This is a genomic window from Cupriavidus oxalaticus, assembly GCF_004768545.1.
GTDB classification, from domain to species: Bacteria; Pseudomonadota; Gammaproteobacteria; order Burkholderiales; family Burkholderiaceae; genus Cupriavidus; species Cupriavidus oxalaticus_A.
On sequence record NZ_CP038634.1, the window covers coordinates 1880204 to 1896951 of the forward strand.

The 16748-nt window shown below is 66.7% G+C and carries 13 protein-coding genes; 10 read left to right on the top strand and 3 right to left on the bottom strand.

Annotation, left to right across the window (positions count from 1 at the left end; all coding sequences use genetic code 11):
• Position 1 precedes the first annotated feature (1 nt).
• Positions 2 to 1255, top strand: a complete 1254-nt coding sequence (locus tag E0W60_RS08400; protein WP_135703640.1) for a CaiB/BaiF CoA transferase family protein — start codon at positions 2 to 4, stop codon at positions 1253 to 1255.
• 92 nt (positions 1256 to 1347) lie between these two features.
• On the top strand, positions 1348 to 1554 hold the full coding sequence (locus tag E0W60_RS08405; protein ID WP_133094882.1) for a DUF6494 family protein: 207 nt from the start codon (positions 1348 to 1350) through the stop codon (positions 1552 to 1554).
• A 6-nt stretch (positions 1555 to 1560) separates the two neighbouring features.
• Here E0W60_RS08405 and E0W60_RS08410 read toward each other — a convergent pair whose 3' ends face one another.
• Complete coding sequence (locus E0W60_RS08410) at positions 1561 to 2757, bottom strand: AraC family transcriptional regulator (protein WP_135703641.1); 1197 nt, start codon at positions 2755 to 2757, stop codon at positions 1561 to 1563.
• Between the two features lie 278 nt (positions 2758 to 3035).
• Between E0W60_RS08410 and E0W60_RS08415 the strand changes: the two genes are divergently transcribed.
• The 8 genes from E0W60_RS08415 (at position 3036) to E0W60_RS08450 (ending at position 14302) form a co-directional block, all read left to right on the top strand.
• Positions 3036 to 4049, top strand: a complete 1014-nt coding sequence (locus tag E0W60_RS08415; RefSeq protein ID WP_133094884.1) for a Bug family tripartite tricarboxylate transporter substrate binding protein — start codon at positions 3036 to 3038, stop codon at positions 4047 to 4049.
• Positions 4050 to 4096: 47 nt separating this feature from the next.
• Positions 4097 to 5809 carry a long-chain fatty acid--CoA ligase gene (locus tag E0W60_RS08420; protein ID WP_135703642.1) on the top strand — a complete coding sequence of 571 codons (1713 nt, stop codon included), beginning with the start codon at positions 4097 to 4099 and terminating at the stop codon, positions 5807 to 5809.
• Between the two features lie 34 nt (positions 5810 to 5843).
• Positions 5844 to 6827, top strand: coding sequence for a Bug family tripartite tricarboxylate transporter substrate binding protein (locus tag E0W60_RS08425; protein WP_135703643.1), 984 nt, complete (start codon positions 5844 to 5846; stop codon positions 6825 to 6827).
• 32 nt (positions 6828 to 6859) lie between these two features.
• Positions 6860 to 7639 (top strand): enoyl-CoA hydratase/isomerase family protein, encoded by a 780-nt coding sequence (locus E0W60_RS08430; RefSeq protein WP_133094887.1) that lies wholly within the window; start codon positions 6860 to 6862, stop codon positions 7637 to 7639.
• A 120-nt stretch (positions 7640 to 7759) separates the two neighbouring features.
• Entirely contained in the window at positions 7760 to 8947 is a 1188-nt protein-coding gene (locus tag E0W60_RS08435; RefSeq protein WP_135703644.1) for an acyl-CoA dehydrogenase family protein, read from the top strand.
• Positions 8948 to 9405: 458 nt separating this feature from the next.
• The gene (locus tag E0W60_RS08440; RefSeq protein WP_133094889.1) at positions 9406 to 11328 is read left to right on the top strand and encodes a PrkA family serine protein kinase; all 1923 of its coding nucleotides are present in this window, start codon (positions 9406 to 9408) and stop codon (positions 11326 to 11328) included.
• Between the two features lie 37 nt (positions 11329 to 11365).
• Positions 11366 to 12628 carry a YeaH/YhbH family protein gene (locus tag E0W60_RS08445; protein WP_133094890.1) on the top strand — a complete coding sequence of 421 codons (1263 nt, stop codon included), beginning with the start codon at positions 11366 to 11368 and terminating at the stop codon, positions 12626 to 12628.
• A 129-nt stretch (positions 12629 to 12757) separates the two neighbouring features.
• Positions 12758 to 14302 (top strand): SpoVR family protein, encoded by a 1545-nt coding sequence (locus E0W60_RS08450; RefSeq protein WP_135703645.1) that lies wholly within the window; start codon positions 12758 to 12760, stop codon positions 14300 to 14302.
• A gap of 68 nt (positions 14303 to 14370) precedes the next feature.
• On the opposite strand, the gene E0W60_RS08455 is transcribed toward E0W60_RS08450, so the two are convergent.
• Positions 14371 to 15354 (bottom strand): acyl-CoA dehydrogenase family protein, encoded by a 984-nt coding sequence (locus tag E0W60_RS08455; protein ID WP_135703646.1) that lies wholly within the window; start codon positions 15352 to 15354, stop codon positions 14371 to 14373.
• A 48-nt stretch (positions 15355 to 15402) separates the two neighbouring features.
• Positions 15403 to 16563, bottom strand: a complete 1161-nt coding sequence (locus tag E0W60_RS08460; protein WP_135704010.1) for an acyl-CoA dehydrogenase family protein — start codon at positions 16561 to 16563, stop codon at positions 15403 to 15405.
• Between the last annotated feature and the right edge of the window lie 185 nt (positions 16564 to 16748).

Here is a 16748-nt window from a genome sequence, read left to right on the forward strand (position 1 = left end):
GATGGCGGGGGCGCAATCGCTGCCCGGCACCGCCCGCGGCGCCCTCCAGGGCGTGCGGGTGCTTGACCTGTCGCGCATCCTGGCCGGACCGTGGTGCGCGCAGAACCTGGCCGACCTGGGGGCCGAGGTCATCAAGGTGGAGCGCCCCGGCGCCGGCGACGACACCCGTTCGTGGGGGCCGCCCTGGCTGCCCGATGCGAACGGCCAGCCGTCGCGCGACGCCACCTACTTTGCCGGCGCCAACCGCGGCAAGCAGTCGGTGACGCTGGATATCGCCAGCCCGGAAGGGCAGGCGATCGTGCGCGAACTGGCGGCGAAGTCGCAGATCGTGCTGGAGAACTACAAGGTCGGCGACCTGAAGCGCTACGGGCTGGACTATGACAGCCTGAAGGCGGTCAACCCGGCGATTGTCTATTGCTCGATCACGGGCTACGGCCAGACCGGGCCGAGCGCGCACAAGCCCGGCTACGACTTCATCTTCCAGGGCCTCGGCGGCCTGATGAGCGTCACCGGCGAGCGCGACGACTTGCCCGGCGGCGGGCCGCAGAAGGTCGGCGTCGCGGTGGTCGACATGCTGACCGGCATGTATGCCACGGTGGCGGTGCTGGCCGCGCTGCGCCATGCGGAACGTACCGGCGAGGGCCAGCATATCGACATGGCGCTGCTCGACGCGGTGGTGGCGGTCGGTGCCACGCCGATCATCGCCCAGCGCGTGACCGGCAAGGCCATGCCGCGCTTTGGCAACGCGCACGCCAACATGGTGCCCTACCATGTGTTCGCCACCGCCGACGGTTACATGATCGTGGCGGCGGGCAACGACGGGCAGTGGCAGGCCTACTGCCGCGGCATCGAACGCCCTGACCTGGCGGCCGACGAGCGCTTTGCCACCGGCCCCGGCCGCATCGTCCACCGCGAGACGCTGGTGCCGATGCTGGAGGCGCACATGCGCACGCGCGAGACCGCCCACTGGGTCCAGGCGCTGGAGGCGCAGGGCATCCCGTGTGGGCCGATCAACGACTACGGCCAGGTGCTGGAAGACCCGCAGGTGCGGCACCGCGAGCTGCAGGTCGACCTGGTGCGCGACGACGGCAGCCTGTGCCCGACGGTCAAGAGCCCGTTGCGGCTGTCGGCAACGCCGGTGCAGTACGATGCGCCGCCGCCGCGGCTGGGACAGCATACCGGGCGCGTGCTGGAAGACGTGCTGGGTTTGTCCGCCGCACGCATTGCCGCGCTGCGGGAGCAGGGCGTCATCTGAAGCACAGGTCCCCGGGGGCGCCTGCACAAGGCCCCCGCATCGCCTAGGCTGTTTCCAGGGCGCAGCGCGCGCCTAACTCCCGGAGACAGCACATGGATGAGGAAACCTTCAACCTCAGCATCCGCAAGTTCCTCAAGGTCGTCGGCGTCAGTTCCCAGCGCGAGATCGAGCAGGCGATCGCCCAGGCCATTGCCGATGGCACCATCTCCGCCACCGGACGCTTTCCGGTGACGATGACGCTGGAACTGCCGGCGGCAAAGCTCAAGGCGAAATTCGACGGCGAGATCCAGCTTGAATAGCGCGGCTCAGGCGGGCTCCAGCTCGCCGCGCATCCCCCGCAACCGGTACTCGCCTGGCGCCACCCCGGTCCACTTCTTGAACGCGCGATGGAAGGTGCTCGGCTCCGAGAAGCCGAGCCGCAGCGCCACTTCCTGCAGCGTCATGCCGGGGTGTTCCAGCATACCGATGGCGACATCGCGGCGCAGGCTGTCCTTGATGCTCTGGTAGCCGCGGCCCTCGTCGCGCAGCCGGCGGCGCAGCGTCTGCGGCGTCAGCCGCAGCATCTGCGCCATCTGCTCGAGCGATGGCAGTTCGTCGCTCAGATGCGAGCGCAGGTGCTGGCGGATGCGTTCGGCCAGGCAGCAGCTGTCGCGGTAGCGGATCAGCAGGTTGCGCGGCGCTTCCTGCAGGAAGGCGCGCAGGCTGTCGCCGTCCTGCATCACCGGCAGGCGCAGGCAGGCGGCATCGAAATGCAGCGCCGTGAACGGCTGGCCGTAGTGCACGGCGGTCTTGAACACGCGTTCGGTGTCGCTGCCGCCCTGCGGGCGTTCGTTGGCCAGGTCGACGCGGAGCAGCGGGATATGCTGCGCCACCAGCCAGCTCACCAGCGCATAGCCCTGGAACACGAAGGTCGATTCCGCGAAGCTGCGGCAGGCGGAGGTCGGTGCGCGCCGCTGCAGCCGGATGGAGGCAACCCTGCCGTCGGCGCTGACATGCAGGCGCGGTGTAAAGGCATCGAGATGCAGCCGGTACAGGCGCATGGCGGCGTGGATCGCGTCTTCCAGCGTGGCGCAATGGATCATGGCCCGCGCCGCCTGGGCAAACGTGCCGGGCGGGACCGGCCGCTCCAGCAGCCCCCACAGCTCGTCGCGCATGACGCGGCGCAGCGTGCGGATCAGCGCCGCGTACTGCCCCTGTGTCACGCGCGCGCTGGGCGAGGCCAGCAGCGCCGGCGAAACGCCGGCGCGGCGCAGCAATGCGTCGACGTCGTGACCGAGGCGGCGCGCACCCTGCAGGATGCGGTGCACGTGCTGGATCGCGACAGTGTGGCGTGCCGGGGCCTGGGCAGTCGTGGCTGCCACGGCTCCCTTGGCGCCCTGGGCTTGTGCCGCGCCGGTCAGGCGCGCGGCGCTGCCGGGCAGCGGACCCTGCGTCAGGGCGCCGGCGAAGTGCAGCTTGCCCGGTACTGGAGGGCGCAGCGATGGCAGGACAGCGGTGTGCATGGGTCTCCTCGTCACGTGACGCGCCGGCGCGGACATTTCCGGTCTTTGCGCCACCTTATCAAGCGCCTGCAGCACCGCACAATCGGGATTTGCCAAAGCCTGCCTTTTGCCTGAACGATTCGGCCAATCATTTTGGCCCGTCTGGTCATTGTCCACGCACCGCAGCATCGCGCACTCTCCGGCTAATACAAGAGAACCGGCCCGCCAGCGCGGCCAGTACCGGGTGAACCGGGGCCAGGCGCCCCAACCGCCCCGGAAAAAACCAAAGGAGACAACACATGCAGGCAAATCGTCGTGGTGCGGATCTTCGTCATGCATCGAGGCGCTTCGGTGCAGGGCTGCTGGCGGCGGTGGGCGTGGGCCTGCTGACTTCGGGCACCGCCTGGGCCGAGGCAGCCTTCCCGAGCAAGGCCGTGCGCCTGGTGGTGCCATATCCGGCCGGCGGCGCCACCGACGTGCTGGGGCGCGCGGTGGCGGATGGCCTGGGCAAGGCCTGGAAGCGCCCGGTGGTGGTGGAGAATCGCCCCGGCGCCAGCAGCATGATCGGCTCCGAAGCGGTGGCCCGTGCCGAGGCCGACGGCCATACCGCGCTGCTGACGATTACCACGCTGGTGCAGGCGCCCAGCCTCTACGCCAAGCCGCCGTTCGACCCGGTCAAGGATTTCGTGCCGGTGTCGGAGCTTGCCACCACCAACCTCGTCTTTGCCGTGCACAGCTCGGTGCCGGCCAACAACCTGAAGGAATTCATCGAACTGGTCCGCGCCAAGCCGAAGCAGTTCTCCTACGGCTCGTACGGCACCGGCTCGAGCGGCCACCTGTACGGCGAGATCTTTAAGGAGTCGGCCAGGCTCGACATGGTGCACGTCTCATACAAGGGCGAGGCGCCGGAGCTGAACGACCTGCTTGGCGGCCAGGTGCCGGCCGCCGTCATTTCCGTGATGGGCGCCAAGCCGCACAACGCCTCGGGCCGCTTGCGCGCGCTCGCCGTGACCGGCGCGGCGCGCTCGCCGCAACTCCCGGATGTGCCGACCTTCCGCGAAGCCGGCGTGGCCGGCATGGACGGCCAGGGCTGGTTCGGCCTGTTCCTGCCGGCGGCGACGCCGCGCGCGGTGGTCGACAAGTACGCCGCCGAGGTCAACCGCATCCTGGCCCAGCCCGAGCTGCGCAAGCGCATGGGCGAAATGGGGATCGTGCTGACCGGCAGCACGCCAGACGCCTTCGCGCAGACCGTGCAGGCCGACTACGCCCGCTGGGGCAAGGTGATCCGTATCAACAACATCCGGCTGGACTGATTTTCCATTTTGAATTGAACCGCTTGAACCGCTCACCCCTGCTGCAAATGAAGCCTGCTACAAGTACCAACCTGCCGTTCCGCTCTCCGGCCTGGCCGCCGGACCTGCCCGCCACGCTGCACACGCCGCGCACCAGCCTGTACTACAACGTCGAGGCCGCCGCGCGCCGCTATCCGGACAAGGCCGCGATCCGGTACTTCGGCACCGCGATCTCGTACGCGCAGCTGCAGGACGAGATCGAGCGCATGGCCGGCTACCTGCAGCAGGCCTGCGGCATCCAGCCCGGCGACCGCGTGCTGCTGTTCAGCCAGAACTGCCCGCAGTTCATCATTGCCTACTACGCGATCCTGCGCGCCGAAGGCGTGGTGGTGCCCGCCAACCCGATGTGGCTGGAGGCCGAGCTGGCGCACGTGGTCTCCGACAGCGGCGCGGTTGCCGCCTTTGCCGGCAGCGAGCTGTACCAGTGCCTGTCGCCGCTGCATGGCCAGGCTTTGCGCCACGTGATCGTGCACGACTACGCCGGCATGCTGCGCGACGACGGCGGCCTGCCGGTGCCGGCATGGCTGCGCGAGCCCGCGCCGGCGCTGCGGGCGGCGCCGTCCGGCGCGATGCCGGTGGCATGGGAGACCGCCAGCGCGGCCGGGCATCGCCCGCTGCCGCACCAGGCCGGCTTCGACACGCTGTGCATGCTGGCCTACACCTCGGGCACCACCGGCAATCCCAAGGGCTGCATGCATACGCACGGCACCATGATGACCGCCGCAGTCGGCTCGCAGATCTGGCGCAGCAGCACGCCCGAATCGGTGGTGCTGGCGGTGGCGCCGATGTTCCACCTGCTGGGCATGCAGAACTGCATGAATTCGCCGATCTACCTCGGCGCCACCGTGGTGCTGATGCCGCGCTGGGACCGTGCGCTCGCCGCCGACCTGATCGAGCGCTACCGCGTCTCGGTGTGGGGCGCGCCGCCGGCGATGATGGTGGACTTCTTCTCCCAGCCCGGCATCGCGCAGCGCGACCTGTCGAGCCTGGCCTTCCTCGGCGGCGGCGGTGCGGCCATGCCCGACGCGGTCGCGAACATGCTGCAGGAACGCTTCGGCCTGCCTTACGTGGAAGCCTACGGCATGACCGAGACCGCCTCGTTCCTCTTGTCCAACCCGCGCAACAAGCCCAAGCGCGAATGCCTGGGCATCGCCACCTTCGGCGTCGACGCGCGCGTGATCGACCCGCAGACGCTGCAGGAACTGCCGCAAGGCCAGACCGGCGAGATCGTCGCCCACGGCGGCCAGGTGATGCAGGGCTACTGGCGCAACCCCGAAGCCAACGAGGCCTCGTTCGTCGAGCTCGACGGCAAGCGTTTCCTGCGCACCGGCGACCTGGGCTTCATGGACGAAGAGGGCTACTTCTTCATGCGCGACCGCCTCAAGCGCATGATCAACGCCTCGGGCTTCAAGGTCTGGCCGGCGGAGGTGGAAAACCTGCTGTATGGCCACCCGGCCATCCACGAGGCCTGCGTGATCGCCGCGCGCGACAAGCGCCGCGGCGAGACCGTCAAGGCGGTGATCGCGCTGCGCCCCGAGGCGCGCGGCACCGCCGAGGCCGATCCCGAACGCATCATGGCCTGGTGCCGTGAGCGGCTGGCTGCCTACAAGGTGCCGCGCATCGTCGAGTTCGTCGAGGCGCTGCCCAAGTCGGGCACCGGCAAGATCCAGTGGCGCGCCCTGCAGGAACGCGAGATGCAGGCCGAAGCCCCGCGCGCCTGAGGGCGGCGAAACCCGGAACAAAGAGAGACACAGCATGCAGCAAAGCAGACGCAACTGGCTGGCGCAGGCCGGGACCCTGGCCGGCGCGGCCATCCTCGGCAGCACCGGCCAGGCCTTCGCCCAGCAACCGTATCCGAGCAAGCCGATCCGCCTGATCGTGCCGTATCCCGCCGGTGGCGGCACCGATACCGTCGGCCGCCTGGTCGGCCAGCGCCTGGCCGAGATCCTGGGCCAGCCGGTGGTGGTGGAGAACAAGCCCGGTGCCAGCGGCATGCTCGGCAACGACACCGTCGCCAAGGCGCCGGCCGACGGCTACACGCTGCTGCTGGCCATCACCGCGATGATCCAGTCGCCCAGCCTATACAAGCGCATGCCGTACGACGTGGCCAGGGACTTCACGCCGGTGTCGCTGATCGCCAAGTCCTCGGACCTGTTCGTCGTGCCCAACCGCGTGCCGGCCAGCAACATGCGCGAGTTCCTGGCGCTGGCCAAGGCAGGCAAGCTCAGCTACGGCTCCTACGGCAACGGCACCTCGTCGCACCTGCATGGCGAGCTGCTGCGCCAGCAGGCCGGCATCGACATGGCCCATATCCCGTACAAGGGCGCCGCGCCGCTGATGAGCGACGTGCTTGGCGGGCAGGTGGATTCGGCCTTTGTCGACGTGACGTCGGCCAATCCCTACCTGGGCAGCAACAAGTTCAGGATCCTCGGCATCACCGGCAGCCAGCGCTACAAGGCGCTGCCCAATGTGCCGACCTTTGCCGAGCTGGGTTTGAAGGGCTTCGAGCCGAACGGCTGGTTCGCGCTGTTCCTGCCGTCCGGCGCGCCCAAGGACGTGACCGCCAGGCTGGCGGCCGAGACCGCGCGCATCGTGAAGCTGCCCGAGGTCTCGCAGAAGCTGGCCGGCATGGGCCTGCAGCCGGTCGGCTCGAGCCCGCAGGAACTGGCCGAGGTGGTCAGCGGCGACATGCCCAAGTGGGCCAAGATCGTGCGCGACGCCAACATCCAGCTGGACTGAGCGCCCACGGCACCGCATACCGGAGTCTATCCATGGAAACCATCCGCTTTGCCATCGAAGACGGCATCGCCACCCTGACCCTGAACTACCCCGAGCGCAAGAACGCGCTGTCGATCCCGATGCGCGGCGAAATCGGCGAAGCCATCCGCCAGGTGCGTGCCGACGAGAGCGTGCGCGCGCTGATCCTGACCGGCGCCGGCACCGACTTCTGCTCGGGCGGCGACATCAGCTCGATGCAGGTCGAGATCGACGCGCCGCGGGGCCGCCGCCGGCTGCAGCAGGCGCACGGCTGGCTGGAAGACCTGATCCAGCTGGACGTGCCGGTCATTGCCGCCGTCAACGGCGCGGCCTACGGTGCCGGCTTCAGCCTGGCGCTGACCGCCGACATCATCCTGGCCACGCCGCGGGCGCGCTTCGGGCTGCCGTTCCTGCGCATGGGCCTGATTCCCGACTGTGGCGTCTTCTACACCTTGCCGCGGATGATCGGGCTGCAGCGCGCCAAGGCGCTGATGTTCTCGATGCGCGAGCTCAATGCCGAGGCCGCGCAAGACCTTGGCATCGTCATGGAAATCGTGCCGGAAGAAAGCCTGGCCGGGCGCGCGCAAGCGCTGGCACGCGCCTTCACCGAGGCCTCGCCGGTCGCGGTGGGCCTGACCAAGCAGGCGCTGAACGCGTCGCTCAACCAGGACCTGCACACCATGCTGGCGATGGAAGCGGACGGACAGGGCATCGCCTTTTCCACCGGCTATCGCCGCGAGGCCGCAGACCGCTTCATGGCCAGGCAGCCGCTGCGCTACCGCTGGCCCGACTGAGCGCCGCTGCCATGTTGCTCCGCAGCATGGCGACTCACAGTTGTTTACGTATACAGGCAGGCCGCGCGAGACGCCGCTTGCCCCTGTCGATCATCCGTCTATCCCCGTATCCGAATACTTATGGCAACCCAACACCACCATGCGGCGCCCGCCGCACGCCAGACTCCCTGGATGACCGAAGACCTGGAAATGTTCCAGGACACCGTACGCCGCTTTATCGAGCGCGAACTGGCACCGAATGAAGCGCGCTGGGCCGAGCAGGGCTATATCGACCGCGACGTGTGGCGCCGCGCCGGCCAGGCCGGCCTGCTGTGCGCCAGCATCCCCGAAGAGTACGGCGGCGGCGGCGGCAACTTCGCGCATGAAGCCGTGATCACGCGCGAGATGGCGCGCGCCATCTTCACCAGCCTGGGCAACAACGTGCACAGCGGCATCGTGGCACATTACCTGCTCAACTACGGCACCGAAGCGCAGAAGAAGAAGTGGCTGCCGCAGATGGCCAGCGGCGAGATGGTCGCGGCCATCGCCATGTCGGAACCTGGCGCCGGCTCGGACCTCAAATCGGTACGCACCCGCGCGGTGCGCGAACAGACCGCAAACGGAGACTGCTATCGCATAAACGGTGCAAAGACGTTTATTACGAACGGTTACCACGCCGACCTCGTGTGCCTGGTCGCCAAGACCGATCCGGAAGCCGGCTCGCGTGGCGTCTCGCTGATCATGATCGAGACGCGCGACCTCGAAGGCTTCCGCCGCGGCCGCATCCTCGAGAAGATCGGACAGAAGGGCCAGGACACCGCCGAGCTGTTCTTCGACGACGTGCTGGTGCCGTGCGAGAACCTGCTCGGCGAGCAGGAAGGGCAGGGTTTTTACCAACTGATGCAGCAGCTGCCGCAGGAGCGGATGATCATCGCGCTGGGCGCGAGCGCTTCGATGCATCGCGCGATCGAGCTCACCACCGAATACGTGCGCGAGCGCAAGGTCTTCGGGCAGGCGCTGGCCGACCTGCAGAACACCCGCTTCCGCCTGGCCGAGTGCAAGACCGAGGCCACCATCGCCTCCACCTTCGTCGACGACTGCATGATGCGCCTGATGGCGGGTACACTGGATGCCGCGACCGCCGCGATGGCCAAGTGGTGGTGCACGCAAAAGAATTGCGAGATCATCGACGAGTGCCTGCAGTTCCACGGCGGCTACGGCTACATGCTGGAATATCCGATCGCGCGCATGTACGCCAACGCACGCGTCGGCAAGATCTACGGCGGCTCCAACGAAATCATGAAAGAGCTGGTGGCACGCACGCTCTGATGGCCGCGCGCAGTGCCAACTGCTATCAGCACTCTGCGTTTGCTGATGCGCGTCTAAGCTAATTCTGAAAGCAACACAAAAGCCGGCACAGGATGCCGGCTTTTGTGTTTCCGGTTACAAAACCGGCTGTGCACGGATCGGCGGAAAGGTGTAAGGTGTGTCACAAGCATAGTCAATGGCCCGTCGCGCGCGGGGTGCGGCACCGAGTGGAAATATCAGCCAAAAGCTGACAGCGCCACCAGCGGAATCAGGCGATAAACGCAGCGTGGAAACAAGCGTTGCGTCGATGCAAGATTCGTCAACTCGGACTCCACCATCGCCGTTATTTGACTATGATGAAGTAAAGTCTTCGCAACATTCACCGGTCGTCAAGCCGGGGTGGCGAACCGCGGAACTTGCGAAGTCTTGAAGGGTAGAACTACCTTCGCCTCGGATGTGAACTCTGACGGGAGTGAGGTATGGACATTTTCGGCCATTACGCTACGCGCTTCGAAGCCCGCAAGGAAGAGGAATACAGCATCCAGGAGTACCTGGAGATCTGCAAGAAGGATCCGACTGCCTACGCGACCGCTGCCGAACGCATGCTCGCCGCGATCGGCCAGCCTGAACTGGTGGACACCCACCACGATCCGAGGCTGTCCCGGCTCTTCTTCAACAAGGTCATCCGCATCTATCCGGCCTTCCGCGACTTCTATGGCATGGAGGACACGATCGAGCAGATCGTCTCATTCTTCAAGCACGCCGCGCAGGGCCTGGAAGAGCGCAAGCAGATCCTGTATCTGCTCGGGCCTCCCGGCGGCGGCAAGTCCTCGCTCGCGGAGAAGCTCAAGGCGTTGATGGAACAGATCCCCATCTACGCGCTGAAGGGTTCGCCGATCCACGAGTCGCCACTGGGCCTGTTCTCGCCGGAAGAAGACGGCAAGATCCTGGAAGAGGACTACGGCATCCCGATCCGCTACCTGAACACGATTGCCTCGCCATGGGCAGTCAAGCGCCTGCACGAGTTCAACGGCGACATCACCAAGTTCAAGGTGGTGAAGCTGCGCCCGTCGGTGCTGTCGCAGATCGCGATCTCGAAGACCGAGCCGGGCGACGAGAACAACCAGGACATCTCGTCGCTGGTGGGCAAGGTGGACATCCGCAAGCTCGAGGACTTCCCGCAGGACGATCCGGATGCGTACTCGTATTCCGGCGGCCTGTGCCTGGCCAACCGCGGCCTGCTCGAGTTCGTCGAAATGTTCAAGGCGCCGATCAAGGTGCTGCACCCGCTGCTGACCGCGACCCAGGAAGGCAACTACAAGGGCACGGAAGGCTTCGGCGCGATTCCGTTCGACGGCATCATCCTGGCGCACTCGAACGAGGCGGAGTGGACCACCTTCAAGTCGGACAAGAACAACGAGGCATTCCTGGACCGTATCTATATCGTCAAGGTGCCGTACGTGCTGCGCGTGTCCGACGAGGTGAAGATCTACGACAAGCTGCTGCGCTGCAGTTCGCTGTCGGCCGCGCCGTGCGCGCCGAACACGCTGAAGATGATGGCGCAGTTCGCGGTGCTGACCCGGATCAAGGAGCCCGAGAACTCCAACGTCTTCTCGAAGATGCGCGTCTATGACGGCGAAAGCCTGAAGGACGTGGACCCGAAGGCGAAGTCGTACCAGGAGTACCGCGACTACGCCGGCATCGACGAGGGCATGAACGGGCTGTCGACGCGCTTTGCGTTCAAGGTCCTGTCCAAGGTCTTCAACTTCGACAATACCGAAGTTGCGGCCAACCCGGTGCACCTGCTGTATGTGCTCGAGCAGCAGATCGAGCGCGAGCAGTTCCCGCCGGAGCAGGAAGCCAAGCTGCTGTCGTACATCAAGGAGTACCTGACCACGCCGTTCGTGGAGTTCATCGGCAAGGAGATCCAGACCGCTTACCTGGAGTCGTACTCCGAATATGGCCAGAACATCTTCGACCGCTATGTGGTGTTCGCCGACCTGTGGATCCAGGACCAGGAGTACCGTGATCCCAACACCGGCGAAATCCTCGACCGCAACGCCCTGAACGACGAGCTGGAGAAAGTGGAAAAACCGGCGGGTATCTCGAACCCGAAGGACTTCCGCAACGAGATCGTCAACTTCGTGCTGCGGGCGCGGGCCAACAACAGTGGCAAGAACCCGGTCTGGACCAGCTATGAAAAGCTGCGGATGGTGATCGAGAAGCGCATGTTCTCCACCACGGAGGACCTGCTGCCGGTGATCTCGTTCAACGCCAAGTCTTCTCGCGAAGACCAGGACAAGCACGAGAACTTCGTCAACCGCATGGTCGAGAAGGGGTACACGCCCAAGCAAGTGAGACTTCTGGTGGAGTGGTATCTGCGCGTAAGAAAATCATCGTAACGGCGCCGCGGAAGCAGTCTCTCAACGAGGGCAACATATGGCTACGGTCATCGATCGGCGCGAGAACGGCGGCAACAAGAGTGCCGTCAACCAGCAACGCTTCATCAAGCGCTACCGCGAACAGATTCGGCAGGCGGTGGCAAAGGCGGTGTCCGGCCGGAAGATCATGGACATCGAGCAGAGCGGCCAGGTGTCCATTCCGGTCAAGGACATCACCGAACCGATCTTCCACCACGGCCCGGGCGGCCGGCGCGAGTGGATCCACCCTGGCAACAAGAAGTTCGTCAAGGGCGATTCCTTCGACCGGCAGCAGCAGGGCGGTGGCGGGAGCGGTTCGCGGGCCAGCGACAGCGGCGAAGGCGAGGACGATTTCGTCTTCACGCTGTCGCGCGAGGATTTCCTCAATTTCTTCTTCGAGGACATGGCGCTGCCGGACCTGGCCAAGCGCCACCTTGCCAAGATCGCCGAAGTGCGCAAGGTGCGCGCCGGCTATTCCATCGACGGCACCCCGTCCAACCTGTCGATCCTGCGCACCATGCGCAGCTCGATCGGGCGGCGCATCGCCTTGTCCAGCCCTTACCAGAAGCGCCTGCGCGACCTGGAGCTGGAGTACGCCGAGGCGCTGGACAAGGACGGCCCCTACGCCGAAGGCACGCTCGAACTGATGGAGAAGATGCGGCACCTGCGCGCCTGCATCGATCGCGTGCCCTTTATCGAGAAGCTCGACCTGCGCTACAACAACCGCGTGCTCAAGAAGCGCCCGCAGGCCCAGGCGGTGATGTTCTGCCTGATGGACGTGTCCGGCTCGATGGACGAGAGCCGCAAGGACCTGGCCAAGCGCTTCTTCATGCTGCTGTACCTGTTCCTGAAGCGCAACTACGAGCGTATCGACGTGGTGTTCATCCGGCATCACACGGTGGCCAAGGAAGTCGAAGAGGAAGACTTCTTCCACTCGCGCGAGTCCGGTGGTACCGTGGTGTCCAGTGCGCTGAAGCTGATGGTGGAGGTGGTCCATGACCGTTATCCGCCAAGCCAGTGGAACATTTACTGCGCGCAGGCCTCCGACGGCGACAACTGGGCTGGCGATTCCGAACTGTGCGGACGCCTGCTGCGCGAGTCGATCCTGCCGCTGGTGCAGTACTACGCATACGTGGAAGTGGCGTCCGAGGAACCACAGAACCTCTGGGAAGAGTATCTGACGGTCAAGGGCCAGTTCGAGCACTTTGCGATGCAGCGCATCATCGGCGCGGACGAAATCTACCCGGTGCTGCACGACCTGTTCCAGAAGCGGGCGGCTTAGTTGGGGCCTGCTGCCGGGGCAACCGGCAGCGAAGGCCGCAGTGAAGTCTGGTGGCAAGGCAACGCGGACCACGCGGCGCGCCAGCGCGCGCCTGCGCGGTTGGCGCCTTGCCCGCAACAAGGGGCGAAGATGGCTTATCTGTCCACGGGTTCGGAATGGACCTTCGAGCTGGTCAACCGGTATGACCGCGAGATCGCCCGCATCGCCGGCGAGTTCGGGCTGGATACCTATCCCAACCAGATCGAGATCATCACGGCCGAGCAGATGCTGGACGCCTACGCGTCGGCAGGGCTGCCGGTGGGCTACAACCACTGGTCCTATGGCAAGCACTTCCTGGCGTCGGAGCGCAGCTACCAGCGCGGCCACATGGGCCTGGCTTACGAGATCGTCATCAACTCCAACCCCTGCATCGCCTACCTGATGGAGGAGAACACCATGCCGATGCAGGCGCTGACGATCGCGCATGCCTGCTACGGCCACAACTCCTTCTTCAAGGGCAACTACCTGTTCCGCACCTGGACCAACGCGGACGCCATCGTCGATTACCTGCTGTTCGCCAAGAACTACGTGGCCGAGTGCGAACAGCGCTACGGCGAACAGGAAGTGGAACTGCTGCTCGACTCCTGCCATGCCTTGCAGAACTACGGGGTGGACCGCTACAAGCGGCCCAAGAAGCTCTCCATCACCGAAGAGAAGGCGCGCCAGGCCGATCGCGAGAACTACCTGCAGATGCAGGTCAACGATCTGTGGCGCACGCTGCCCAAGCATCGCCCGCACGCGCTGACGGCCGACGAAGAGGCGCCGGAAATGACGTTCCCGCCCGAGCCGCAGGAGAATCTGCTGTACTTCATCGAGAAGAACGCGCCCAAGCTGGCGCCGTGGCAGCGCGAGATCGTGCGCATCGTGCGCAAGATCGCGCAGTACTTCTACCCGCAGCGCCAGACCAAGGTGATGAACGAAGGGTGGGCAACGTTCTGGCACTACACCATCATCCACCAGCTCTACGAAGAAAAGCTGGTCAACGATGCCTTCATGATGGAGCTGCTGCAGGCGCACACCAACGTGATTTACCAGCCGCCGTACCACAGCCCGTATTACAGCGGGTTGAACCCGTACACGGTGGGCTTCCTGATCTTCCAGGACCTGCGCCGCATGTGCGAGAACCCGACCGACGAGGACTACCGCTGGGCGCCGGAGATCGCCGGCAGCGACTGGCGCACGACGCTGGACTTTGCGATGCGCAATTTCAAGGACGAGAGCTTCCTGCTGCAGTTCCTGTCGCCGCGCGTGATCCGCGAACTGAAGCTGTTCTCGGTGCTGGACGACGACCGCGAGGGCAAGCTGCGCGTCACCGCCATCCACGACGACGAGGGCTATCGCGCGATCCGCCAGCTGATGGCGGCGCAGTATGACCTGTCGACCATGGAGCCCAATATCCAGGTCACCAATGTCGATATCGGCGGCGACCGTTCGCTGACGCTGCGCCACCTGCAGAATGACCGCCGGCCGCTGGCGCACAATTTCGACGAAGTGGTGCGGCACGTGACGCGGCTGTGGGGCTTTACCGTGCGCCTGGAAGTGGCCTATGAAGACGGGCGCACCGAACTCAAGTACGAATGCAAGCCGGAGCGCCGGCACCGCAAGTCGCACAGCGGGCTGAGCCTGGCCGCGTGATCGCCTGATCCTTCGCAGTGCTTGCCACGCGCGTTGCCTGAAACCTCAGGCAATGCGCGTTTTCATTTTCACTCGCACCATCCACGCACCAGTTCGACCGCCCGGCTGTCCGTGCCGTCGAGCACCGCCTCGCCCAGCACGCGGCTCCACCAGCGCTCCGACCCGTCCGCCACGCGCCACGCATGCAGCCGGCGCGTGCAGAGCTGCAGGTCGTATTCCTCCGTGATCCCGATCGCGCCGTGCACCGCATGGGCGATGGCCGCCACTGGCGTGACGGCATCGCTGGCGAGCAGCTTGCCGAGCGCGGCGCGCAGGCGCTCGGGCTGGCCGGTGGTGCTGGCGCAGGCCAGCTGCGCCGCCACGCGCGCTGCCGCCACATGCTCGGCCATCTCGCTGACCTGATGCTGGATCGCCTGGAACTTGCCGATGGCGCGGCCGAACTGCTGGCGGTCGTTGGCGTACTGCAGCGTCAGGTCGAGCACCCGCGACAGCGCCCCGGCCAGCTGGACCGCGTGCAGGCAGGCGCCGAGTGTGCGCAGCGTGCCGGGCGCCAGCCGGAACGCAGCCGGCATGGCCGCCTCCGGGCGCGGCAGCCGCAGGGTCAGGTCGGCGTGCGCGCCGGTGAGTTCGGCGCGCGCGTCGGCCGCCGGCAGCAAGAGGCAACGCTCGCCGTCCTGCACCAGGAACCACCGGGCATGGCGCGCATCGGCGACGAGCGCAGCGGGCGCGCCGTCGTCGAAGCCCGCCAGGGCGATGGGTCCGTCGGGCAGGGCGATGCCCTGCGCGTGCAGCAGGGCGCGGGCGAAGATGGTCTGCGCCAGCGGCAGCGGCAGGACATGGCGGCCGGTGACGAACAGCACGGGGGCCAGTTCAGGCAGCGGCAGCGCGGCGCCGCCGGCGGCCTCGGGCAGCAGGCAGTCGGCAAAGCCGCTGTCGCGCAGAGTTTGCCACAAGGGAGAGGGATCGGCCTGCCGTTCCAGCGCGCGGACCGTGGCGGGCGTGCAGCAATCGCGCAGCAGCGCGTCGAGGGCGTCGGAGTAAGCGTTATGCATGATGGGTCTCGTCGGGGGGGCAGGACGTCGGGACGGTGCGGCGGGTCTTCAGCGCAGGCCGAGGCCGCGCGCGATCATGCCGCGCAGGATCTCGCGCGTGCCGCCGCGCAGCGAATACGACGGGGCGATCTGCGTGACGTAGGCCAGCGTGCGATAGAGCGCGCCGTCGGCGGCCAGTGCCGCTTCGTCGCCGAGCGCCGCTTCCACCAGCGCGGGGACCGATTGCTCGAAGGTCGTGCCCAGGTCCTTGACCAGTGCGGCCTCGACCACGGGGCTTTCACCGGCCGCCAGGCGCGCGGTCACCGCCAGCGACATCGCGCGCAGCACCGCCAGGTGCCCGGCAAGGCGGCCCGCGGTCACGGTGTCGCGCCGTGCCGGCGGCAGGCGGCGCATGGCGTCGAGCCAGGTGTCGAGCAGCACCACGCTGGAGTACAGCCGCTCGGGGCCGCTGCGCTCGAACGCGAGTTCGGCGTTGACCTGCTCCCAGCCGCTGCCGTCCTGGCCGACCAGCGCATCCGGGGCCAGCGCGACGTCGTCGAAGGTGACCTCGGAGAAGTGCGCATCGCCGGCCAGGTCGTGGATCGGCCGTACCGAGACGCCGGGCGCGTGCAGGTCGACGATGAACTGCGACAGGCCCGCCTGCCGGTCCTGCGGCGTGCCCGAGGTGCGCACCAGCGCGATCATGAAGTGGCAGCGGTCGGCGTTGGTCGTCCAGATCTTGCGGCCGGTCAGGCGCCACGAGCCATCGGGCTGGCGCACGGCGCGGGTCGTCACGCTGGCGAGGTCGGAGCCGGAGTTCGGCTCGCTCATGCCGATGCAGAAGAACGCCTCGCCGCGGCAGATCGCGGGCAGGTAGCGGGCCTTCTGCGCGTCGCTGCCGTAACGCAGGATCAGCGGGCCGCTCTGGCGGTCGGCGATCCAGTGCGCCGACACCGGCGCGCCGCAGGCCAGCAACTCCTCCACCAGCACGAAGCGCGAGTAAGGATCGAGGCCGGCGCCGCCGTATTGCGCCGGCAGCGTAATGCCGACCCAGCCGCGCGCCGCAAGTGCGCGGCTGAACGCCGCATCGAACCCCATCCACGAGCGCGCGCGGGTTTCCGGCGGCAGGGCGGGCAGGTGCTCGTCAAGAAAGGCGCGGACCTCGGCGCGGAACGCGAGCGCGTGCGGCGGCAGGGGCGTCAGGTCGAAGGTGGATAGCAAGGCGGTCACGGTGAAGTCCGGTAGCTGTGGCACGCGAGCCCTGCGGAACGCGGCGGCGGCTGCCTTGCATTCCGGATGGCTCAGGGTGGGCCACAGCGTAGTTCACGCGTCGAGCGCCAGTCCAATATTGATTTATTGGGAAGCGATACCGATTCGATATGGAGGTGCCCCCCGGCCGGGTCACCCTTGGGGGC

Excerpts from the sequence above, each read along its gene's own strand:
- E0W60_RS08400 (WP_135703640.1), top strand. The coding sequence starts at position 2 with ATGGCGGGGGCGCAATCGCTGCCCGGCACCGCCCGCGGCGCCCTCCAG.
- E0W60_RS08405 (WP_133094882.1), top strand. The coding sequence starts at position 1,348 with ATGGATGAGGAAACCTTCAACCTCAGCATCCGCAAGTTCCTCAAGGTC.
- E0W60_RS08410 (WP_135703641.1), bottom strand. The coding sequence starts at position 2,757 with ATGCACACCGCTGTCCTGCCATCGCTGCGCCCTCCAGTACCGGGCAAG.
- E0W60_RS08415 (WP_133094884.1), top strand. The coding sequence starts at position 3,036 with ATGCAGGCAAATCGTCGTGGTGCGGATCTTCGTCATGCATCGAGGCGC.
- E0W60_RS08420 (WP_135703642.1), top strand. The coding sequence starts at position 4,097 with ATGAAGCCTGCTACAAGTACCAACCTGCCGTTCCGCTCTCCGGCCTGG.
- E0W60_RS08425 (WP_135703643.1), top strand. The coding sequence starts at position 5,844 with ATGCAGCAAAGCAGACGCAACTGGCTGGCGCAGGCCGGGACCCTGGCC.
- E0W60_RS08430 (WP_133094887.1), top strand. The coding sequence starts at position 6,860 with ATGGAAACCATCCGCTTTGCCATCGAAGACGGCATCGCCACCCTGACC.
- E0W60_RS08435 (WP_135703644.1), top strand. The coding sequence starts at position 7,760 with ATGGCAACCCAACACCACCATGCGGCGCCCGCCGCACGCCAGACTCCC.
- E0W60_RS08440 (WP_133094889.1), top strand. The coding sequence starts at position 9,406 with ATGGACATTTTCGGCCATTACGCTACGCGCTTCGAAGCCCGCAAGGAA.
- E0W60_RS08445 (WP_133094890.1), top strand. The coding sequence starts at position 11,366 with ATGGCTACGGTCATCGATCGGCGCGAGAACGGCGGCAACAAGAGTGCC.
- E0W60_RS08450 (WP_135703645.1), top strand. The coding sequence starts at position 12,758 with ATGGCTTATCTGTCCACGGGTTCGGAATGGACCTTCGAGCTGGTCAAC.
- E0W60_RS08455 (WP_135703646.1), bottom strand. The coding sequence starts at position 15,354 with ATGCATAACGCTTACTCCGACGCCCTCGACGCGCTGCTGCGCGATTGC.